This window comes from Streptomyces sp. NPDC001568, from assembly GCF_042893755.1.
Taxonomy (GTDB): Bacteria; Actinomycetota; Actinomycetes; order Streptomycetales; family Streptomycetaceae; genus Streptomyces.
The window spans coordinates 18,738-38,942 of the sequence record NZ_JBIAVF010000027.1; the positions used below are offsets into that span (position 1 = coordinate 18,738).

Sequence of the window (20,205 nt, forward strand, 5' to 3'; positions counted from 1 at the left end):
ACCTGCGTCAGGGCTGCGGCGTCCACCAGGGGCCGGGCTTGCGGCGCCGGCCGCGGAGCCTGCTGAGTCGGTTGTCCCGGGCCACGACGATCTCCTCCAGCTCGGGGGCCTGGAAGAACGTGCGGTGCGCGTGGGCGAAGGTCTCGACGATCCGTTGCGTCGGATCGGACTTGCCGGGCCGCTCCTCCTGCGCCCCGGGGCGCCCCAGTACGGCCTGGGCCCCCAGCGGGTGGACGACGTTGCCCTGCATGGCCTTCTCGAACGCCGTGATGGCGGCCACGTACTTCTTGAAGCGCTTGCGCACGGTGGAGACCGACGCGGAGGTTCCCGCGGCCAGGTCGGCCGCCTCGTAGTTGGTCCGCGACAGCATCGACCACAGGCGTACGTCGGTCCGGCCCGCCAGGATCTCCTGCATGAAGGCGCCCGTCTCCGGCGCCGCGTCCGGCGTGCACAGCTCCAGGGTGCGGGGCCTGGCCTGCGGGGATCCGGCGGCGATCGCGTCGAGGATCCGGACGAGTTCGGGGAATCCGCGCCCGGGCCGGTCGTCCTTGTACGTCCAGCCGACGATGGTCCGTCCGGTCGGCGGTGGCAGTAGCTGGCAGACGGCGAACGGGAAGAGGGTGCGTCCGTACTGCGAGGTGGACAGGCCGATGGCGACGGGGCCGCCCCGGCGCAGGACGGTGTCGAAGGCGGTGAGGCAGGTACGCGTACTGGTCAGCTCGAACTCCACGTCGATGACGACGACGTCGATCTCGTCGCGGTAGGCGTCGAGGTAGTTGTCCAGCCGCGCGGGGTCGGAGAGGTGCCGCATCTCGAAGCGGTCCGCGGATCCGGCCGAGGCCGCCAGGTGGTAGTTGAGCGCGCCGAGCGCGGTGGTCGGGTTGTCGTCCAGGACGAGGACGGTCAGCGGACGGTTCATGATGTGCCGTCCTGCGGGGTGAGGGACCAACTCGCGGTGACCACGGTGCCGGTGACGTCGCCGGGCCGGAACGTGAGGTTGCCCCGCAACTGGCCGAGGAGTTGGCGCAGCCGCACCAGCGAGGTGCCCGGCGCGGCGCCGGCGGTGGTGCCCGAGGCGGCGTCCGCGCCGCCGCCGAAGCCGGGGCCGTCGTCGCTGACGACCAGGGTGAGTACGTCCTCCTCGTACACCGCCGTCACCACGGCCCGCGGGCGGTGGCCGCCGCGGACCTCCTTCAGGGCGTTGCAGCACAGGTCGGCGAGGATGCTGCGGGCCAGCGAGGCGTCCATGGGGCTCAGTCGGCGCGGGGAGCCGGGGGAGGCGAAGGCGAGGCGGTGACGGTCGTCCGGCAGCAGCCCGGCGCGGACCGCGTCGACGATCTCGCCGATCGTGGCGGACGGATGCTGGTGGTCGAGTTCGTCCAGGCACCGTCGGAGCTCGCCCCGGAGGTAGATCATCAGCGGTTCGGCATCGGCTGCCGGCCGTTCGCGGGCGGCCAGCAGCACGTAGTGCAGCGGGTTGCTGATGCTGGAGTGGACGATCGTGGCGTCCTTGAGGCGCTGGGCCACGATGGCCGGCCGCATCTCGTTCAGCGCGCTGGTCAGGATCCTCTCGTAGACCACGGTGGCGGGGTACAGCAGCAGGAAGACGGCCGCGAGCCAGGGGAGGCCGGCGTTGGCGCCGGTGGCGTCCGCGTTGCGGGAGAGCAGCAGGCCGTAGACGGTGCCGAGCAGGGCGGGAACGACCGCGCGGGCCAGCCGGGCGAACGCCACCGACCAGGCCTTCGTCGGCTCGAACTGGTAGAAGACCGACTCGACGATCCAGTGCAGCGTCCCGAGGCCGCTGTAGAGGAGGGTGGCGGCGGTCGCGATGAGCTGGGCCCCCGGATGCCCGGTGAACGGCCCCGCCGGCGCCCCGACGGTCCAGGCGAGGACGAGCGGCCCGAACGTCTCCAGGACCGCCGGGAAGTTGACCTTCTGCCAGCCGTGCAGGTCGAGTTCGCGTCCGATGACGCGCAGCGGCGCCAGCCGGGAGCGCATCATCGCCTCGATGAGGTCCTGGTGCGTGTGCACGACCGCCAGCGCCGAACCGGCGAACGCGGGCACGGTGACGACCCACCACCAGGGCGAGCCGCCGGACCCGAGGGGGACCCGCCCCAGGGCGGCGGCGAAGACCAGGGCGGCCAGGAAGCGGAGCGCGGAGGTGGCGCGGCCCATCGCGGTGGTGTTGCGCCGTGAGATCTCGTACACCGAGGGCCGGCGCAGCCTCGGATCGTGCAGCGCCGCGAGGGCGGAGGTGAGGGACTGCCAGGACCGCATGCGGGCTCTCCCGTGCCGTACGGAGGGGGACGGCCACCAGTGGACCACCCCCGGCGGTACGGAATCCGGGTACTTCTGACATGAAAGCGGGGACCTCGTCGCTCCTGAGCGTGATTCCAACGCCCGTGCGCGGAGGGGGCGATGCGGCGCCCCCTCCGCCCGGGGTCGGCCACCCCCGCAGCTGAGCCGGCTTCCCCGGCCCCGGACGAAGGCCCCGCCCGGGCTCAGCGGCCGGCGCGCAGGGACTCGATGGTCCGGGACAGACTGGACGCGGCGTGACCCGCGTCGACCTGGTCGTCGAACAGCCGCTGGAGCGGCGCGAGCAGGTCGGTGGACAGGCCCTGCGCCTCGGTCGTGGTCAGGATGTTGCGCAGACCCACCGCGTTGATCTCCAGGTTGGAGGTGGTGGTGTCGTAGTCGCCGCGGTCGATCTCCTCCGCGAAGGCGGGCAGCGCCTCGGCGGCGGCGGTCAGCCACCGCACGAGCTGCGAGGTCACCGCCGCCGCCCCGATCCCCTCCGTACCGGCGAGGGCGACGGCCTGGAAGAAGCCCGAGAACATCCCGTACATGCCGCTGAGCAGAGCGGTGTCGTAGACGGAGGACAGGTCCGGGGCGGTGCCGACGAAGACGCCCTCGCCGATCAGGTCGAGCGCCGGGCGGTGCTGCTTGTAGGCCGCCTCGTCGCCGCTGTAGAGGACGAAGGAGTCGGCGGTGCCGATGGTCTGGGGCACCGCGTACACGGCGCCGTCCACGTACGCGGCCCGCTGGTCCGTGACCCACGCGCCGAGCTCACGGGCGGCGCCCGGGGTGCCGGTGGTGAGGTTCACGAGGGTGCGCCCGGCGAGGGCCCCGGCGGCCGGACGGAGCAGCTCGCCGACCGTGTCGTAGTCGAGGACGGTCACCACGACGAGCTCGGACGCGGCGATGGCATCGGCCGCGGTGGCCGCCCGGGAGGCCCCCCGGGCGACCGCGCCGTCCGCCTTGTGCGGCGAACGGTTCCAGACGGTGGTGGGATGCCCCTGGGCCAGGAAGGCGTTGGCCAGAGCCTGGCCGAGGTTGCCGAGGCCGAGCACGGTGACGGTGGTCCGGGGGGCGGTCTGCGCGGTCATGACGGTGTCTCCTTCGAAGACGACGGGTGCGTCGTTGTCCTGCTGAACGGGGCTCAGCCTGCGGCGCCGCGCTGCCGGTTCGCCGTACGTCGGCTGCCGGTCCGCCGGCGGGGCCGCCGGCCTGCGGCGATTAGGGTGATCGTCATGCGCGTGGGGGTATTGGGGCCGTTGACGGTCCGGGCTGATGATGGGGATCCGGTGACCGTGACCGGTGCGAAGGCGCGCACCCTGTTGGCCCGGCTGCTCGTGGCGCCCGGCCGGCCGGTCTCCGCGGACCGACTGGTCGACGCCCTGTGGGGGCCGGGGGAGGCGGAGCCGCCGGTCCACCCGTACGGGAGTCTCCAGGGGCAGGTCTCCCGGCTCCGGGCCGCCCTCGACCGGGCCGAGCCGGGCGGCGCCGGCCGGGCACGGCTCGTCCACGACGAGGGCGGCTACCGGCTGCGCCTGGAGCCCGGGGAACTCGACGCGGAACGGTTCGTCGGGCTGCTCGCAGGGGCCCGGTCGCAGGCCACGACGGCCGGCCGACGGGTCGAACTGTTGCGTGCGGCACTGGAGTTGTGGAGCGGTGAGGAGGCGTACGCGGGCCATACCGCGGACCCGGCGGTGCGCGCCGCGGCCGGGCGGTTGGAGGAGGAGCGCCTGACCGCGCTGGAGGAGCTGCTGGACCTGCGGGTGCACCTCGGCGAACAGCACGCGGTCCTCGGCGAGCTGGACGAGCTGGTCGCGGCGCACCCACTGCGCGAACGGTTGCGGGCCGTACAGCTGCGGGCCCTGTACCGGGCGGGCAGGCAGGCCGGCGCCCTGGCCGCGTACGAGGACCTCCGCGAGCGACTGGCCCGTGACCTGGGCCTGGACCCGGGCCCCGCCCTGACGGCACTGCGCCAGGCGATCCTGCGTCAGGACCCGGAGGTGGAACGAACCTTCGGGCCGGCGATGGAGGGGAGCCCGGAGCCGGGCGCGGCCCCGACCGTCGATCCGGCCCCCACGCCTGCGGCCCCGGTCGGGGCGCCGGCATCCGCACCGGGGGCGGAAGCCCCTGGTTCCGGTACGGCGGCCGCCGCGCGGCGGATTCCCGCTCCCCTCACCCGGATCGTGGGCCGGGCCGACGATCTCGCCGCCGTGGAGGCGCTGCTGGAGCACTCCCGGGCGGTGACGGTGACCGGCCCCGGTGGCGTCGGCAAGACCCGGCTGGCCTTCGAGTGCGCGCACCGGGTGGCCGGCCGATACGCCGACGGGGTCTGGCTCGCCGAACTCGCCCCGCTCCCGGCGTGCTCGTCCGCCGAGGCCGTGGCGGGGACCGTCCTCGGGGTCCTGGGGGTCCGACAGCCGGACGTACAGCCGGATGCGCTGTCCGACGTACAGCCGTACGTACAGCCCGACGTGCCGCCCGGTGTACAGCCGGATGCCCGGTCCGGCGTACATCCCGACACGCGTCCCGACGTGCGTCCCGACACGCGTCCCGGCGCACAGCCCCCCGGCGGCGCCGGGACGGCCGGGCCGAGTGCCGTGGAGCTGCTGGCGGGCGCGCTCCGTGAGCGGCGCGTTCTGCTGCTGCTCGACAACTGCGAGCACCTCGCCGGTTCGGTCGCCGACCTGCTGGCGGCGGTGCTGCCCCGGGTTCCGGGGCTGTCGGTCCTGGCGACCGGGCAGGAGCCCCTCGGGCTGGCGGGGGAGGCGGTGCACCAGCTGGGCCCGTTGTCGCCGGCCGATGCCGTGGCCCTGTTCACCGCCCGCTCCGGGCTCCCGTCCGGCTCCGGGCCCCCGCCCGGCGGCACCCCGGCCACCCCGGCCACCCGGCCCACGGACGCCGCGGCCGTCGCCGCCCTGTGCGCGCGCCTGGACGGGCTCCCCCTGGCCCTGGAGCTCGCCGCCGCCCGGGCCCGCTCGCTGGGCGTGCACGGACTGCTCGCCGGGCTCGACGACCGGTTCGCGCTGCTCTCGCGGGGCCTGCGCGGGGTGCCCGCGCGCCAGCGGACCCTGCGTGCGGTGATCGACTGGAGTTGGGGCCTGCTCGACCCCGCCGAGGAGGCGGTGCTGCGCCGCCTGTCCGTGCACGCGGGGGACGCCTCGGCGGCCGCCGCCCGCGCCGTCTGCGCCGGTACGGACGTACCGGCCGCCCAGGTTCCGGAGGTGCTGGCCCGCCTGGCGGACCGCTCCCTCCTGGTCCTCGTCGACCGCCCCGACGAAACGCGGTACCGGCTGCTGGAATCCGTCAAGTACTACGCCCTGGAGCGGCTCCGGGAGGCCGGCGAGGAGCCGGACGCCCTCGCCCGGCACGGCGCCCACCACCGGGAACTGGCGCTGCGCGCAGAGCCGCTGCTGCGCGGCCCGCGGCAACGGCAGTGGCTGACGCGGCTGGACGCGGCCGAGGCCGATCTCCGTCCGGCGGTCGAGGAGGCGCTCGCGCGCGGGGCGGTCGTGGAGGCGCTGGACGCCGCCCGCGCCCTGACCTGGTACTGGCTGCTCCGGGGCAGGCCCGCCCTGGCGGGCCGGCTCCTCGACGACTGCCTCACCGCGGCGCGGGCCCTCCCGTCCCCGCCGGGAGGGCAGCCGGAACGGGACGCGGAACGGGACGCGGCCGTCGCCTCGGCGGCCGCCTGGCGGACCGGCCTCGCCCTGAGCGAGGGCGCCTCGCCCGCCACGGGCCGGGAGGCGGCGCGGCGGGCCGTGGCCGCCCTCGACGCGCCGCAGGTGGCGGTACGGGACCCGCAGGCGCGGGCCACCGCCCTGTGGTTCCTGGCCTCCGCGCAGATGGGCGCGGGCGAGGTGACCGCCGGGGAGGAGCTCACCGAACGGGCCCTCACCGCGTCCGAGGAGCTCGGCCACACCTGGGGAACGGCGGCCGCGTTGAGCGTCCGGGCCCGGCACGCCCTCGCGCACGGCGACCTCGACGGTGTGCGCCGTGACGCCGAGCGCAGCACCCGGCTGTTCGCCGCGCTGGGCGACCGCTGGGGGCAGCTCCAGACGGTGTTCCCGCGGGCGGCCCTCCACGAGATCGCCGGTGACTACCCGCGAGCTGCCCGGCTGCACGAGGAAGGACTCGCGCTCGCGGAGGAGTTCGGGCTGTGGACGGAGGCCGCCAAACGCCTCTGCGCCCTCGGCAGACTGGCCCTCCTGACCGGCGACCACACCGCGGCCCGGGAGCGGCACGCCCGCGCCTGGAAGCTGGCGCGGGAACAGAGCCACGGCGCGGGCGAGGCCGATGCCCGGATCGGCCTCGGCATGACCGCGCGGCGCACCGGGGACCTCCGTGAGGCGGAAACGCACATGGACGCGGTCCTGGCCTGGTTCCGCGCCACCGGGTACGGGCCCGGCGCCGCCCTGGCCCTCGCCGAACTCGGATTCACGGCCGAACTGAGGGGCGAGTCGTCCCGGGCCCGCGCGCTGCACGCCGAGGGGCTGGCGGTGGCGCGCGGGCTGGGCGACGTACGGGCCCAGGCCCTGGCGTGGGAGGGGCTGGCCGGAGCGGCGGCGACCGGCGGAGCCGCGGAACGGGCCGCGGAACTGCTCGGCCTCGCGCACGCGGCCCGCCTCTCGGCCGGTGCTCCGCTGCCCGAAGCGGAACGGTACGACGTCGACCGGGTGTGGTCGGCCTGCCTGAGCGCGGCCGGCCCGGCGGCGTCCGAAGCGGCCTTCGCCCGGGGCATGTCCCGCAACCCGGAGCACGTCGACCCCTGAGACCGGGCACCGCCGGGCGGCGGGCGTCAGCCGTGGACGTGCAGCGGCTTGCCCGCCAGGGCCAGGTGGGCTTCGCCGAGGGCTTCGGTCTGGGTCGGGTGGGCGTGGACGAGCGAGGCCACCTCGGAGGGCAGGGCCTGCCAGTTGAAGATCAGCTGGGCCTCGCCGACCTGCTCGCTGACCCGGGAGCCGATCATGTGCAGGCCGATGACGGGGCCGTCGACCAGCTGGACGAGCTTCACCTCGCCGGCCGACTTCAGGATCTTGCTCTTGCCGGTGCTGCCCGCGTTGAACTTGCCGATGACGACCTTGTCCTCGCCGTAGAGCTCCTTCGCCCTGGCCTCGGTCAGCCCGACGGACGCGATCTCCGGCTCGCAGTACGTGACCCGCGCGACGCCGTCGTAGTCGATCGGCGTCACCGGAAGGCCCGCCACCCGCTCGGCGACCAGGATGCCCTCGGCGAAACCGACGTGGGCCAGCTGGAGGGTCGGCACCAGGTCGCCCACGGCGGAGACGGTCGGCAGGTTGGTGCGCAGCAGTTCGTCGACGACGACGTGGCCGCGTTCGACGGTGACGCCGGCTTCCTCGTAGCCCAGGCCCGCGGAGACGGGGCCGCGGCCGACGGCGACGAGGAGCAGCTCGGCCTCGATCCGCTTGCCGTTCTCCAGGGAGACGCGGACGCCGGAGTCGGTGTGTTCGACGCCGGAGAAGCGCGAACCCAGTTCGAACTTGATCTTGCGCTTGCGGAAGGCGCGTTCCAGGGACTTGGAGATGTCGACGTCCTCGGCGGGCACCAGGTGGGGCAGGCCCTCGACGACGGTGACGTCCACGCCGAAGGACTTCCAGGCGGAGGCGAACTCGACGCCGATGACGCCGCCGCCCAGGACGATCGCCGATTCGGGGATCCGGTCGAGGAAGAGGGCGTGGTCGGAGGAGATGACCCGGTCACCGTCGATGGTCAGGCCCGGCAGCGAGCGGGGTTGGGCGCCGGTGGCGAGGACCACGTGCCGGCCCCGGTAGCGGACGCCGCCCACCTCGACCTCGGTCGGGGACACCAGGCGGCCCTCGCCCTCCACCAGGGTGAGGGACTTGCGCGCCTTCAAGGTGCCCTGGATGCCCTTGTACAGGCCGGCGATCACGCCGTCCTTGTACGCGTGCACCCCCGCGATGTCCACGCCCTCGAAGGTCGACTTCACCCCGTACGACTCGCTGCGCCGCAGTTCGTCGGCGACCTCACCCGCGTGAAGGAGGGCCTTCGTCGGGATGCAGCCGTTGTGCAGGCAGGTGCCGCCCAGCTTGCCCTTCTCGATGAGGACGACGTCCAGTCCGAGTTGGGTCGCGCGCAGGGCGCAGGAGTAGCCCCCGCTCCCGCCACCGAGGATGACCAGGTCGTACACGCGGTTCGCGGAATTCTCCATTGCCGATGACCTTTCGAATGCATGGTCTTACCATCCATCGCGCATCCTGTCATCTTGCCTGCCCGGTACGGTTTTTGGGGCCGGGATCCATCAACTTCAGGGCGGGTGAGGGCCCGCGACGGGGGCGGACGGGACCGGGCCGACGAGGGCGGAGGGAGCCGGCCCGGGGGAGGCGTTGTCCACCGACCGGTGGACGGCGGGTTCAGTCCGCAGGACGTCATGGCCGCCGGGCCCCGCCCCGCATGCTCCTGACATGACCTCACTTCCCGTTCGCACGGCCCGCTGGAGCGCCCGGCACCCGTGGACCGCCATCGCCGGATGGTTCGCCTTCGTCATCCTCTGCCTCGGCGTCGGCATCACCGTCGGCACCAATCAGGCCACCTCCGTCGACTTCCGCGTCGGCGAGGCGGGCCGCGCCGAGGCGATGGCCGCCGAGGGCGGCCTGGAGCGCCGGCCCACCGAACAGATACTGATCCGCTCCCGCGCCGACGGCCTCCCCCTCGACACCGACCGGGCCGGCGCCGCCGCCCGGGACATCACCGAGCGGATGCGCGCCCTGCCCGAGGTCGACACGGTGGCCGAACCGGTCCGCTCGCGCGACGGAAACGTCCTGATGGTGTCGGTGGTCATGCACGGCCCCGAACTGGAGGGCAGGAAGAACGTCGTCCCGCTCCTCGAACAGACCGCGGCGGTGGGCGCCGCCCACCCCGGCCTGATCGTGGAGGAGACCGGGTCGCCGGCCATCAGCAAGGGCGTCAACGACCAGCGCGACGAGGACCTCGCGCTCTCCGAGCGCATCACCCTCCCGGTCACCCTCATCACCTTGCTGCTCGTCTTCGGGTCCGTGGTGATGGCCGCCGTGCCGCTGCTGCTCGCCCTGTCCTCGATCGCGGCAGCCCTCGGCCTGTCCATGGCGGCCTCCCACCTCCTCCCGGACGCGGGTGTCGGCACCAACATGATCCTGCTCGTCGGTCTCGCGGTCGGCGTCGACTACACCCTCTTCTACCTCAAGCGCGAACGTGAGGAACGGGCCCGCGCCCGGGGCACCCTGAGCTCCGAGGCACTCGTGGAACTGGCCGCGGCGACCGCGGGGCGCGCCATCGTGGTCTCCGGTCTCGCCGTGATCGTCTCCACCGCCACCCTGTACCTCGCCACCGACGTCATCTTCTCCTCCCTCGCGACGGGCACCATCCTGGTCGTGGCGGTCGCCGTGGTCAGCTCCCTGACCGTGCTGCCCGCCCTGCTGGTGAAGATCGGGCAGCGTGCGGAGCGCCGCGCGGCCCGTACCGCCGAACGCCGCGCCCACCGGGCCGAAGCCCGCGCCGAACGCCGTGCCCGCAGCGGCAAGCCGGCCCGCGCCCCCCGCCGCCGCGACCGCGCCGGTCACCACGGCGCGTACCGCGAGGACCGCCCCGGACGGTTGACCGGCGCCCTGCTGAAGCCCGCCCGTACCCGCCCCGTACTCACCCTGTGCCTGTCGGTACTGCTCCTGCTGGGCCTCGCCGCACCCGCCCTCGGTCTCAAACTGGTCGACCCGGGCCGCGACACCTTCTCCCGCGACATCCCCGCCGTCCAGGTCTACGACCGGCTCAACGCGGCCTTCCCCGAGCTGTCGTCCCAGCACCGCGTCACCGTCCGCGCCGCAGGCCCCGACCGCACCGCCGACGTCCACCGGGCCCTGACGGACCTCGGGCGGCGGACCCAGGGCGACCCCCTGTTCGCCGCGAACGCCGAGCCGCGGATCCTCACCTCCGTCGACGGACGGATCAGCGTGCTGGAGGTGGCGGTTGCGCACACCGCCACGTCGAAGGAGGCGGGGGACTCCCTGACCCGCCTCCGGCAGGTCCACCTGCCCGCCGCGCTCGGCCGGGTGACCGGCATCGAGAGCGCCGTATCCGGCGACGTGGCACGAGGCCGCGACTACGTCGACCACGAGAACGCGAAGCTGCCCCTGGTGCTCGGCTTCCTGCTCCTGGTGACGTTCCTGATGACCCTGTGGGCCTTCCGATCGGTGGTCATCGCCCTGCTCGGCGTCGTCCTCAACCTGCTGTCCGCCGGCGCGGCACTCGGCGCCCTCGTCGCGGTCTTCCAGGGAACCTGGGCGGAAGGGGTCCTCGGCTTCGACTCCCTCGGCGCGATCGCCTCCCGGGTCCCCCTGTTCCTCTTCGTCATCCTCTTCGGACTGTCCATGGACTACCAGGTGTTCGTCGTCAGCCGCATCAAGGAGGCCATGGACGGGGGCATGAGCGCCCGCCGGGCCGTGCTCGACGGCATCGAACGCTCCGCGAAGGTGGTCACCAGCGCCGCGGTCGTGATGGTGACGGTGTTCGGCGCCTTCGTCGCCCTGCACCTCACGGAGATGAAGCAGATGGGCTTCTGCCTGGCCCTCGCCGTCCTGCTGGACGCCGTCGTCGTCCGCCTCATGGTCCTGCCCGCGCTGCTGCTCCTCCTGGGCGAGCGGGCCTGGAACCCGCTGCGCCGCTCCCGAAGGACGGCCCCCGCACCCGGTCCCGTCGCGGACCCGGCCACCGGCCCGGCGGGCCGCACGGTGGGGAACGTAGGCTGACGATCATGCTTCAACGGCCCCGGCGCGGCGACCCGTTCTGGATATGGATGCTCCACTGGTGGGACGTCCTGTCCTGGGCGGTCATCGGAATCCTGATCCTGACCACGGTCTTCACGGACCTCCCGACCACGACGAAGTACGGGTCGCTCGCGCTGCTGGCCGCCCTCGGTGCCAGCTACGGGACCGTCCGGAGAATGCCCGGCAACCCCGTCCGGGGAGGGTACGTCCACCTCGGCGTGCTCCTCGTCGCCCTCGCCGGTCTCTCCTACCTCCGCGACGGCTACGGCGTGCTCTACACCCTCGCGCTCCCACAGTTCGTGATCTTCGCCGACGGTCTGCGTGCCGCGATCGTCCTCAGTGGCCTCGGCGCGGTGGCCATCACCGTCGGCGGCACCCTGCGCGCGGGCTGGAACGCGGAGAACCTCACCACCAACACCATCTCCTCCCTCGCGGTCTACGCCGTGAGCGCCCTGGTCGCCCTCCTGACCCCCCGAGCGCTGGAACTGCGCGACGAACGGGCCCAGTTGCGCGCCGAGTTGGCCAGCACCCAACTGAGCCTCGCCGAGGCCCACCGGCTCCAGGGCGCGGCCGAGGAACGCGAGCGGCTCGCCCGGGAGATCCACGACACCCTCGCGCAGGGCTTCGCCTCCATCATCGTGCTGGCCGAGGCGGCCCGATCCGGCCTGGAGAGCGATCCGGACCGCAGCGCCCAGCAACTGCTCTCGATCGAGCAGACGGCACGCGAGAACTTCGCCGAGGCCCGGATCCTCGTCGGCTCCGCCCCGCAGAGCGGCCTCGCCCCCGGCTCCGTCGCAGCGACCCTGCGCCGCACCCTGGACCGCTTCACCGAGGACACCGGGCTGCCCGTCACCGCGGAACTGGAGGACGTCGAGTGCGACCAACCCACGCGGATCGCCCTGCTCCGCTGCACCCAGGAGTCCCTCGCCAACGTCCGCAAGCACGCGGACGCCTCCACCGTCGACGTGGTCCTCGCGCAGCGCCCGTACGGGGTGGAACTGGAGATCACCGACGACGGGCGCGGCTTCGTCGTGGCGGACTCCCGCGGTTTCGGTCTCAACGGGATGCGCAAGCGCCTCGCCGAGCTGGGCGGCGACCTGACGCTCACCAGTTCGCTCGGCGACGGCACCCGCGTCCTCGCCCTGATCCCCACGAACACCGAGGACTGACATGCCCGCACAGCGCCCACAGCCCGCACGGCCCGAACAGCCCGCACGGCCCGACCGGTCGGAGCGGCCCCTGCGTGTGATCGTCGTCGACGACCACACGGTGATGCGGGCGGGCGTCGTGGCCCTGTTGGCGCAGGAACCCACCGTCGAGATCGTCGGCGAGGCCGGTGACGGCCGCGCCGGAGTCGAACTCGTCGAGCGACTGGAGCCCGACGTGGCCCTGGTCGACCTGCGGATGCCCGTACTCGACGGGGCGAGCGCCACGGCCGAGATCGTCGCCTGCCCGGCCCCCACCCGGGTGCTGATCCTCACCACCTACGACACCGACGAGGAGATCGAGCGCGCCGTCGAGGCCGGAGCGATCGGCTACCTGCTGAAGGACACCACCCGCGAGCAGCTCGTCGACGCCATCCACTCCGCGGCCCGCGGTGAGACCGTCCTGGCGCCCCGCGTCGCGGCCCGCCTGGTGGCCCGGATGCGCAGGCCGGCGGTGGTGCCGCTGACCGCCCGCGAGGTCGACGTACTGAACGCGGTCGCCGACGGACTCTCCAACGTGGAGATCGGACGCCGCCTGGTCATCGCCGAGGCCACGGTGAAGACCCACCTGCTCCGGGTCTTCGCCAAACTCGACGTCAGCGACCGGACCCACGCGGTGGTCGTGGCCCTGGAACGAGGCCTCCTCACCCGCCCCTGACCGCCGCCCCTCCTCCCGGCCCGACCCAGCGACTCCACCCCGACCCAAAACTCCTTCTCCGGAGCTGTCACACTCCCGGCGTTCCGTCCGTCAGTGCGGTGAAGCCGACGCAGCGAGCAGCGGCACCAACCCTCGGAGACCGCCATGACGACCACCGACACCAGCGCCAACGCCAACGCCAACGCCAACGCCGACGTCGACACCCGCGCCCCCCGCGCCTCGATCTCGCGGATGGCGAACCCGGCCGAGTTCGTTCCGGAGCTGAACGACGTCAGCGCCGCCCTGTTCCGGGCCACGGGCAACCGTTCGGTCCCGCGCACCACGATGAGCCTGGTCCACCTGCGGGCCGGGCAGATCGTCGGGAACACCTACCTGACCGTGCTGAACACCGGATTCCTCCGCAAGGCCGGGGAGTCCGAGGAGCGCATCACGGCCGTGTCCTCCTGGCAGGACGCCCCGTACTTCACCGGGGCCGAGCGGGCCGCGCTCGCCCTGGTCGAAGCGGTATTGCAGCCCGCCCCGCGGGGCGGGGAGCGGGTCTCCGACGAGCTGTACGCGCAGGCCGCCGAGCACTACGACGAGAAGGCCCTCGCCACCCTCACCATCGCGATCGGCCAGATCAACTTCTTCATCGCCCTGGCCCTCGTCGGCAAGCCGGCCCCGGTCGCCTCCCTCGCGGACGAGCAGTGGGACTGACCCGAACCGGCCCCGACACGACCCGGCCCGGCCCGACTCGACGTGGCCCCTACTGACCCGCCGCGTCCCCCGGCCGCACCGCCGCCGGGCCGCCCGACGCGTACGCCGCAGCGCGCACGGCTGTACGACAATCCCGGGATGGAACTCCAACACGTAGACGAACGAAGGGGCTTACCCACCCCCGGGACCACCTCCCGGACCCTGCCGCCGCGCACCACCCCCGGTGGCCGATCAACTCCGTTCTCCCGCACACCCGACGGCGCCCCCACCGGGCACCCCGGCGTCCGAGAGTCGGCCCACCGATGACGGCGCCGACCGGACACGATCCGAAGGCGACCGGGCCCGAGTCGAAGGCGACCGGGCCCGAGTCGAAGGCGACCGGGCCCGAGTCGAAGTCGGCCGGGCCCGAGTCGAAGTCGGCCGGCCGCGGGCCGAGGACCGCCGGCCGCGCCCCGCTCTCCACCGCCTCACGCCGGCTCGCGATGCTGCTCGTCGTCTTCGCCGTGCTCGTCACCTCCCGTTCCCTGGGCGAGGGCATCTACGACATCGCGTTCGCCAACCTGGCCCTCGACCTCTCCGGCGTGGTCAGCACGGTCGGCCTCGTGTACTGCGTGGGCTACGGAGTGGAGGTCGTCGCCTCCGTCGCCGCCGGCCCCCTCCTGGACCGGGGCAACCCGAAGGCCGTCCTCGTCGTGGCCTACCTCGTCAAGATCGGCGTGTTCGTCCTCATCGGCATCGGCTCCACGTTCCTCTCGTCCCACCTGTGGGCGATCGTCGTGGCGGCGGCGACGGTGGACCTCGTCCACCACATCGGGGAAATGGCCCTCTTCGTGCTCCTGCCGCGAATCCTCGACGCGACGACGCTCGTCCGGGTACAGGGCATCGGCGGAACCGTCCGCTCGGCGAGCGAACTCCTCGCCCCTGTCGTCGCGGGCATGGTCATCGCCCTCCTCCCCGGCTCCCGCGCGCTGCTGCTCGCCGCCGGCCTGCAAGTCCTCGCCCTGGCCGTCTTCGCCGCCTTCGTCGCCGTCGCGGCCCGCCAGTCGCCCACGGCGGCCCCGGGCGTGACGACGGGCGCGACGACGGACGTGACGACGGACGGTACGACGGGCGCGAGGACCGGGGCGACGGCCGGGGGGACGACGGTCACCGCGACGCCCGCGCCCCACCCGTCCCGCCGGGCGGTCGCGAGGACTCTCGCCGGCAGCCCGGCCTGGCGCCGCTTCATCGCCTTCCACGCCCTGACCGTGCTCGCCCTCTCGACGGTCATCCTCTCCCTCCTGGCCCTCATGAGGGAGACCTTCGACATGTCCCCGGCCCGCGCCGGTTCCTTCCTGGCCTTCTCCACCATCGGGGCCGTCGTCGGTGGTCTCCTCGTCGCCCGCGCGGGCCCCGAAGGCATCTGCGCGAGCCTGCGCCGGGCCACCGCCCTGGCCGGCGTCGGCACCCTGACCGTGGCGCTCCTCGGGCGGACGCAGTGGGCCCTCGCCGTCGGCCTCGTCCTGTTCGGCCTCGGCTTCACGGTCTACCTCAGGTCCGCGGGGCTCCTCGTCCAGCTCCGCGCCCCCGCCGCCCTGCTCGGCACCTGGCACGGGCTGCTCGACGCCGTCGTCCGCATCGTCAGCGCGGGCGCGATCCTCGCCACCGGCTTCCTCTTCGACCGCTTCGGCGGGAAACCGGTCCACCTCGCCCTCGGCGTCCTCCTGCTGCTCACCGCCGCCCTCTGGTCCACCTTCGGACCGCGGGACCGTCACGGCCTCGGCACCACCCCCCTGCACCCCGCCCCCGCACCCGCCCCCGCCGCCCCGCGGTGACCGGGGCGCGGCGCGGCGCGTCCGGCCCGGCCGGTCGTCCCCCCGGGTACCCCGATCGGTCGACCCGCCGTGCGTGGATCCGGGTCAGGGTGGTGAGCGGTCGATGAAAGGAGGCCCCTCATGTTCGCTGCCCGAGCCATCGCGGCAGCCCTGCTCACCGCGGGCGCGATCCTGCCCGTGGTCGTGGCCCCGACGGCGCAGGCTGCCACCGCCCCCTCCCCCTGGGACCGGGTCGCGGCGTGCGAATCCGGCGGGAACTGGGCGATCGGCACCGGGAACGGCTTCAGCGGCGGACTCCAGTTCACCGCGTCCACCTGGACGGCCTTCGGCGGAAGCCGTTTCGCCGCCCGCGCGAACGAAGCCGACCGGGCCCAGCAGATCGACGTCGCCCGGCGCGTCATGCGGGTACAGGGCCCCGGGGCCTGGCCCGTCTGCGGAAAGGAAGCCGACCTCTGACACCTCGTGCGGGGGCGGGCGGGCGGTCGTTCGTCAGGCTGTGATGAGGCCTGCCTCGTAGGCGTAGACGACGGCCTGGGCGCGGCTGGTGAGGGCGAGTTTGGTCATGCACCGGTGCACGTGCGTCTTGATGGTCGCGGGGCTGAGGACGAGGCGGCCCGCGATGTCGCTGTTGGACAGGCCGGTGCCGACCAGGGTCAGGATCTCGACCTCGCGCGGGGTCAGCGCATCGAGTTCGGGGCGCGGACGGATGCGTTCCGGGCCGGATCCGCAGGCTTTCATGAGCCCGGCGAGGGCCGCGGGGCTCAGCAGCGTGTCACCGGCGTGGACGGTGTGGATCGCCGACAGGAGGCGTTGCGGCGGGGTGTTCTTGAGGAGGTAGCCGCTGGCGCCGGCCCGGAGTGCGTCGTACACGTACACGTCCAGGTCGAACGTCGTGAGCATGATGACCCTCGGGTGCGGGGACAGTGACCGCTCGACGATGGCGCGCGTCGCGGCGATGCCGCCCATGCCGGGCATGCGGACGTCCATGAGGATCACGTCGGGGCTCAGTTCGGCTGCCAGTGCCACGGCCTCCTCGCCGCTGTCGGCCTCCGCGACGACCTCGATGTCCGGGGCGGCCCGGAGCAGTGCGGCGAGCCCGGAGCGTACGAGGATCTGGTCGTCGACGACAAGGACCTCGGGCATGTGACGTGTTCCCCCAGACGACGGCTCTCTTCGGCGCCGACCCGTCGTCACATGTCCGGTACGGGCATGACGAGATCGACCTCGAATCCCCCTTGCGAGCGGACACCGGCCGTGACGGTCCCGCCGTAGATTGTTGCCCGTTCACGCATGCCGATCAAACCGTGGCCGGGACCGTGGCCGGGACCGTGGCCGGGTTCGTCCCGCCCCTCGGTCGGGGGTCGGGAGGGACCGTCATCGGTGACGCGGACCCGGACCGTGCCGCGGTCGCGGGTCAGCGTGACGGTGGCCGTGGCGGTCGGCGCGTGTTTGAGCACGTTGGTCAGGGCCTCCTGCACCACCCGGTACACGCACATGTCCAGCCCGGCGGGCAGCGGTTCGGTGAGGGCGTCCCCGGTGATCCGGACCGCGACGCCCGCCGCCCGGACCCGGTCGGCGAGTTCCGCGAGGCGGGCCAGGCCGGGAGCCGCGCCGTCCGCGTCGGGGAGGGCGTCGGTGCGGTCGGTCGCCGTGTGTCGGACGCCGTGCCGCAGGACGGCGAGCATGCGGCGCATCTCGTCACCGGCGTCCCGCGCGCTGTCCGTGATGACGCCGACGGCCTTGTGCGCGGTCGGCGGGTCCGTGGTGAAGACGTAGTCGGCCAGGCCCGCCTGGATCGAGATGACGGACACGTGGTGGGCTATCACGTCGTGGAGTTCGCGGGCGATCCGCATGCACTCGTCCGAGACGGCCCGTCGCGTGCGCTCCTCCTGCTCGCGGCGCAGTTGCTCCGTCAACGCGGCCAACCGGCGGCCGCGTTCCCCGAGGCGGCGCGACACGTCCCCGGTGACCCAGGTGACGGCCGCCGTCGCCGTGACGAAGGCGGCGCTGAGCGCGCCGATGCCGGGCTCGGCCAGCCGCGTCCCCCACAGGAGGACCAGCCAGGTGACGACGGTGCAAGGGACGGACACTTCGCGCGGACGATGCGCGGCGACGGTGTAGTTCGCGAGAGCCAGGCCGCACACCACCACCGGGTGGTAGTACGCCAGGGTCAGATACGTGAGGACGACGGCGGCGTTGCCGGCGAAGACGAGCAGGGGGGCGAGGCGGCGTACGGCCAACGGCAGGTACACGGCCGCCACGAGGACGTAGGCCACGGCGTCGGCGTCGCGCCAGTGATGGGTCGGGTCGGGCCAGTTGTGGAGCATCGACGCCGAAATCGCCAGCGACCCGACCGCGTACACCGCGTCGGCCACCTGGGGGAGCACGGCGCGTACGGCTCCCCACGGCCCTCCCCGAAATGCCATGCCCCGAGCGTAAACGGCCCGGTCCGGACACTCGTACACCCAGGGTGGTACATCCGCTACCCCACGCGTGGTAACGGATGGTCACCTCCTGGTGGGCCGCGCCCGCACCCCCCGCGCACCTATCTTTCAGCCACGTCACCACGTCAACGAAGCCTGGGACAGCACAACACGGGGGTTCATCATGCGCGCAGCTCGCATGGGGTTGAAGTACTACGCCTTCGGGACGGCGACGGTCGTCGCGCTCCTGTCGACCATGGCCTGCGAGGCGGACGGGGCGGACCGCGCAGGGGGGACCGCTTCCCGCAGCGCGGGCGCGTCCGGGGCCCCGGCCGGTTCGGCTTCCGGTTCGGCGTCCGCCGCCCCGAGCGCGTCAGCCTCCGGCACGCCGGGCTCCGGCGACTCCGCCGAGCCCGGTACGTCCGCGAAGCCGAGCGCGTCCGCGAAGCCGAGCGCGTCCGCGAAGCCGAGCGCGTCCGCGAAGCCGAGCGCGTCGGCGAAGCCCGGTGGGTCGGGGAACCCGCCGTGCACCGCCGCGAACGTGTCGATCACCGGGACGTTCGAGCGGCAGGACTCCGAGCGGAACCTGTTCATGACCGCCGTCAACACCGGCGACAAGACCTGCACGCTGTACTACTACCCGATCGTCCGCTTCGTCACGGACACCGAGGTCCAGCCGCCCCCGATGGAGTCCCCGGCGCGGGCGGCCGCCACGATCCGCCCGGGGGAGAAGGCGTACGCGGCCGTGCGCCTGTTCCGTGAGGGCGGGTCCCGTACCGAGAACAAGCCGTCGGTGAAGGTGTTCTTCCACGACCGCACCGTGAACGACGAGGTGGGCGGGCCGGTTACCGTCAAGCTGCCCGATGGCGGATCGTTGAACGTCGACTCCAACCCCATGGTCACGTTCTGGAACCTCGACGCCGCCATGGTGAAGAGCTACATGTTCAAGGTCCACTGAACCGTCCACCGGCCGACCGCGGTCGGCAGTCCACCGGCCGTCCGCCGTCACCGCGACCGGGTGTGGCGGCGGACCGGCGTACCGGGACCGGAGGCCTTCCGGCCCGCGGACCCGGAGCGGGTCTCAGGTGTGGAGGCGGCTGTTGGGGCCGTCCTGGTCGCCCGCGGCCTCGTCGTTGAACCAGTAGTCACCGGCAGCCAGGTAGCGGAACGAGTGGCTGCTCTTGCTGGGCAGCTCGACGGACACGGCGCGGTTCCCGTCCTTGCGGGGCTGCAGGGTGTGGACACCGGGCTGCCAGTCGTTGAAGTCGCCCACCACGCTGACCGGGCCGGGCGGGGTGTCCGCGGGGAGAACGAAGGTGATCTTGGTGCGGTCCTTGCGCAGGGTGCGTTCCAGCACGACGGGCTCCAGACGGGGGGAGGCGGGGATACCCGCACATCCTGCGGGGCGGACGCGCCCGGCGCCCGCCGACGCCACCGCCCGGGCCCCAGCATCACCCGCCCACCACACCCCGTGCACCCGCCCGGGGTTCCGCCCGGGCCGGTGCGTGCGGCCGACACCGGCCGGTGGGATCGAGCGGCGGCTACGGAGCCGACGGCGCCGAGCCCCGCCACGTCCTGCGGTAGCCCTCGCGCAGGGGTCCGCCGACCAGGCCGAGGACCGCTGACGCCGCGTCGGCCAAGGCCGTCGGGTCACCCGTCCGACACATGCGCAGGTGCCCCTCCAACAGGGCGGCCCCCCGGGAGGGGTCGGCCTCCAGGAGGCGCCGCGGCAGCCACTTACCGCCTCCCGTCCACGCGCGACGGTGGTCGCAGAGCAGGTCGGCCGCCGTGGCGAGGACGTACCCGGCCACTGCCAGGCCCTCGACGGGGTCGGTCGCGTCGACGAGGTCGTCGAGCGAGTCCGTCAACCCGTAGCGCTTCGTTTCGACCCCCGGCGGGTCCAGCGCCGGCGGCCCTCCGCGCAGGTCCGCCTCGGCCAGGGCGCGGGCGCGGAGGGCCTCGCCGTCCACGTCGACCAGGACGAGACCGGTGGCGTACATGTTCTGCATGGCGGCCCGCCGGTTGGCGACGTCCGCGGCGAAGAGTTCGACGAGACCGGCCCGGGTATGGCCGAAGAGTTCCACGATCCGCCCCTCGAAGCGGACGGTCTCCCGGTGGGTCACGCCACCGTCCTCGACGAGCACCACGATGTCCAGGTCACTGCTCGCGGTGGCGCGCCCGGCAGCCGTGGACCCGGCGAGGATCACCGAGAGCGCGTCGGGAAACCGGTCACGGACGAGACGACGGGCCTGTTGGACGTGGGGGGCATCAGCGGTACGAAGGGCGTCCATGCCGTTCAGCGTGCCAGGCGCCGCACCCGAGGGCGAACGACTTCCACCGCGG

General features: G+C 73.5%; 17 protein-coding genes. 8 read left to right on the forward strand and 9 right to left on the reverse strand.

From position 1 onward, the window contains the following. Positions 1-7: 7 nt before the first annotated feature. The 3 genes from ACFY0I_RS36165 to ACFY0I_RS36175 all read right to left on the reverse strand — a co-directional run bounded on the left by ACFY0I_RS36165 (position 8) and on the right by ACFY0I_RS36175 (position 3,386). Complete coding sequence (locus ACFY0I_RS36165; RefSeq protein ID WP_388903825.1) at positions 8-919, reverse strand: hypothetical protein; 912 nt, start codon at positions 917-919, stop codon at positions 8-10. After that, positions 916-2,277, reverse strand: a complete 1,362-nt coding sequence (locus tag ACFY0I_RS36170; protein WP_388903827.1) for a hypothetical protein — start codon at positions 2,275-2,277, stop codon at positions 916-918. The genes ACFY0I_RS36165 and ACFY0I_RS36170 overlap by 4 nt, the downstream gene beginning before the upstream one ends. Before the next feature lie 224 nt (positions 2,278-2,501). Continuing rightward, on the reverse strand, positions 2,502-3,386 hold the full coding sequence (locus tag ACFY0I_RS36175; protein ID WP_388903828.1) for an NAD(P)-dependent oxidoreductase: 885 nt from the start codon (positions 3,384-3,386) through the stop codon (positions 2,502-2,504). Positions 3,387-3,590: 204 nt separating this feature from the next. Here ACFY0I_RS36175 and ACFY0I_RS36180 point away from each other — a divergent pair, with 204 nt between their 5' ends. Then, positions 3,591-7,064 (forward strand): BTAD domain-containing putative transcriptional regulator, encoded by a 3,474-nt coding sequence (locus ACFY0I_RS36180; protein ID WP_388903830.1) that lies wholly within the window; start codon positions 3,591-3,593, stop codon positions 7,062-7,064. Between the two features lie 26 nt (positions 7,065-7,090). Here ACFY0I_RS36180 and lpdA read toward each other — a convergent pair whose 3' ends face one another. After that, positions 7,091-8,482 carry a dihydrolipoyl dehydrogenase gene (lpdA, locus tag ACFY0I_RS36185; RefSeq protein ID WP_388903831.1) on the reverse strand — a complete coding sequence of 464 codons (1,392 nt, stop codon included), beginning with the start codon at positions 8,480-8,482 and terminating at the stop codon, positions 7,091-7,093. Between the two features lie 253 nt (positions 8,483-8,735). On the opposite strand from lpdA, the gene ACFY0I_RS36190 reads away from it, so the two are divergent. The 6 genes from ACFY0I_RS36190 to ACFY0I_RS36215 all read left to right on the forward strand — a co-directional run bounded on the left by ACFY0I_RS36190 (position 8,736) and on the right by ACFY0I_RS36215 (position 15,895). After that, a complete protein-coding gene (locus ACFY0I_RS36190) occupies positions 8,736-11,048 on the forward strand; it encodes an MMPL family transporter (RefSeq protein ID WP_388903832.1) in 2,313 nt (770 codons plus the stop codon). A gap of 5 nt (positions 11,049-11,053) precedes the next feature. Then, positions 11,054-12,235 carry a histidine kinase gene (locus ACFY0I_RS36195; RefSeq protein ID WP_388903834.1) on the forward strand — a complete coding sequence of 394 codons (1,182 nt, stop codon included), beginning with the start codon at positions 11,054-11,056 and terminating at the stop codon, positions 12,233-12,235. Positions 12,236-12,338: 103 nt separating this feature from the next. Then, positions 12,339-12,929 (forward strand): response regulator, encoded by a 591-nt coding sequence (locus tag ACFY0I_RS36200; protein WP_388903928.1) that lies wholly within the window; start codon positions 12,339-12,341, stop codon positions 12,927-12,929. Positions 12,930-13,160: 231 nt separating this feature from the next. After that, the gene (locus ACFY0I_RS36205; protein ID WP_388903930.1) at positions 13,161-13,625 is read left to right on the forward strand and encodes a carboxymuconolactone decarboxylase family protein; all 465 of its coding nucleotides are present in this window, start codon (positions 13,161-13,163) and stop codon (positions 13,623-13,625) included. 302 nt (positions 13,626-13,927) lie between these two features. Further along, the gene (locus ACFY0I_RS36210) at positions 13,928-15,439 is read left to right on the forward strand and encodes an MFS transporter (RefSeq protein WP_388903835.1); all 1,512 of its coding nucleotides are present in this window, start codon (positions 13,928-13,930) and stop codon (positions 15,437-15,439) included. Positions 15,440-15,559: 120 nt separating this feature from the next. Beyond that, entirely contained in the window at positions 15,560-15,895 is a 336-nt protein-coding gene (locus ACFY0I_RS36215; RefSeq protein ID WP_388903836.1) for a transglycosylase family protein, read from the forward strand. Between the two features lie 33 nt (positions 15,896-15,928). Here the strand turns inward: ACFY0I_RS36215 and ACFY0I_RS36220 are convergent, their stop codons facing one another. From ACFY0I_RS36220 to ACFY0I_RS36230, 3 genes are all read right to left on the reverse strand, one after another. Further along, a complete protein-coding gene (locus ACFY0I_RS36220) occupies positions 15,929-16,582 on the reverse strand; it encodes a response regulator (protein ID WP_388903837.1) in 654 nt (217 codons plus the stop codon). A 47-nt stretch (positions 16,583-16,629) separates the two neighbouring features. Continuing rightward, a complete protein-coding gene (locus ACFY0I_RS36225; protein ID WP_388903838.1) occupies positions 16,630-17,865 on the reverse strand; it encodes a sensor histidine kinase in 1,236 nt (411 codons plus the stop codon). Between the two features lie 210 nt (positions 17,866-18,075). Next, positions 18,076-18,414, reverse strand: coding sequence for a hypothetical protein (locus ACFY0I_RS36230; protein ID WP_388903839.1), 339 nt, complete (start codon positions 18,412-18,414; stop codon positions 18,076-18,078). Between ACFY0I_RS36230 and ACFY0I_RS36235 the strand changes: the two genes are divergently transcribed. Beyond that, complete coding sequence (locus ACFY0I_RS36235) at positions 18,404-18,820, forward strand: DUF4232 domain-containing protein (RefSeq protein WP_388903840.1); 417 nt, start codon at positions 18,404-18,406, stop codon at positions 18,818-18,820. The genes ACFY0I_RS36230 and ACFY0I_RS36235 overlap by 11 nt on opposite strands. 123 nt (positions 18,821-18,943) lie before the next feature. On the opposite strand, the gene ACFY0I_RS36240 is transcribed toward ACFY0I_RS36235, so the two are convergent. Next, positions 18,944-19,219, reverse strand: a complete 276-nt coding sequence (locus ACFY0I_RS36240) for an isoamylase early set domain-containing protein (protein WP_362880992.1) — start codon at positions 19,217-19,219, stop codon at positions 18,944-18,946. Between the two features lie 184 nt (positions 19,220-19,403). After that, a complete protein-coding gene (locus tag ACFY0I_RS36245; RefSeq protein WP_388903841.1) occupies positions 19,404-20,153 on the reverse strand; it encodes a nucleotidyltransferase domain-containing protein in 750 nt (249 codons plus the stop codon). Between the last annotated feature and the right edge of the window lie 52 nt (positions 20,154-20,205).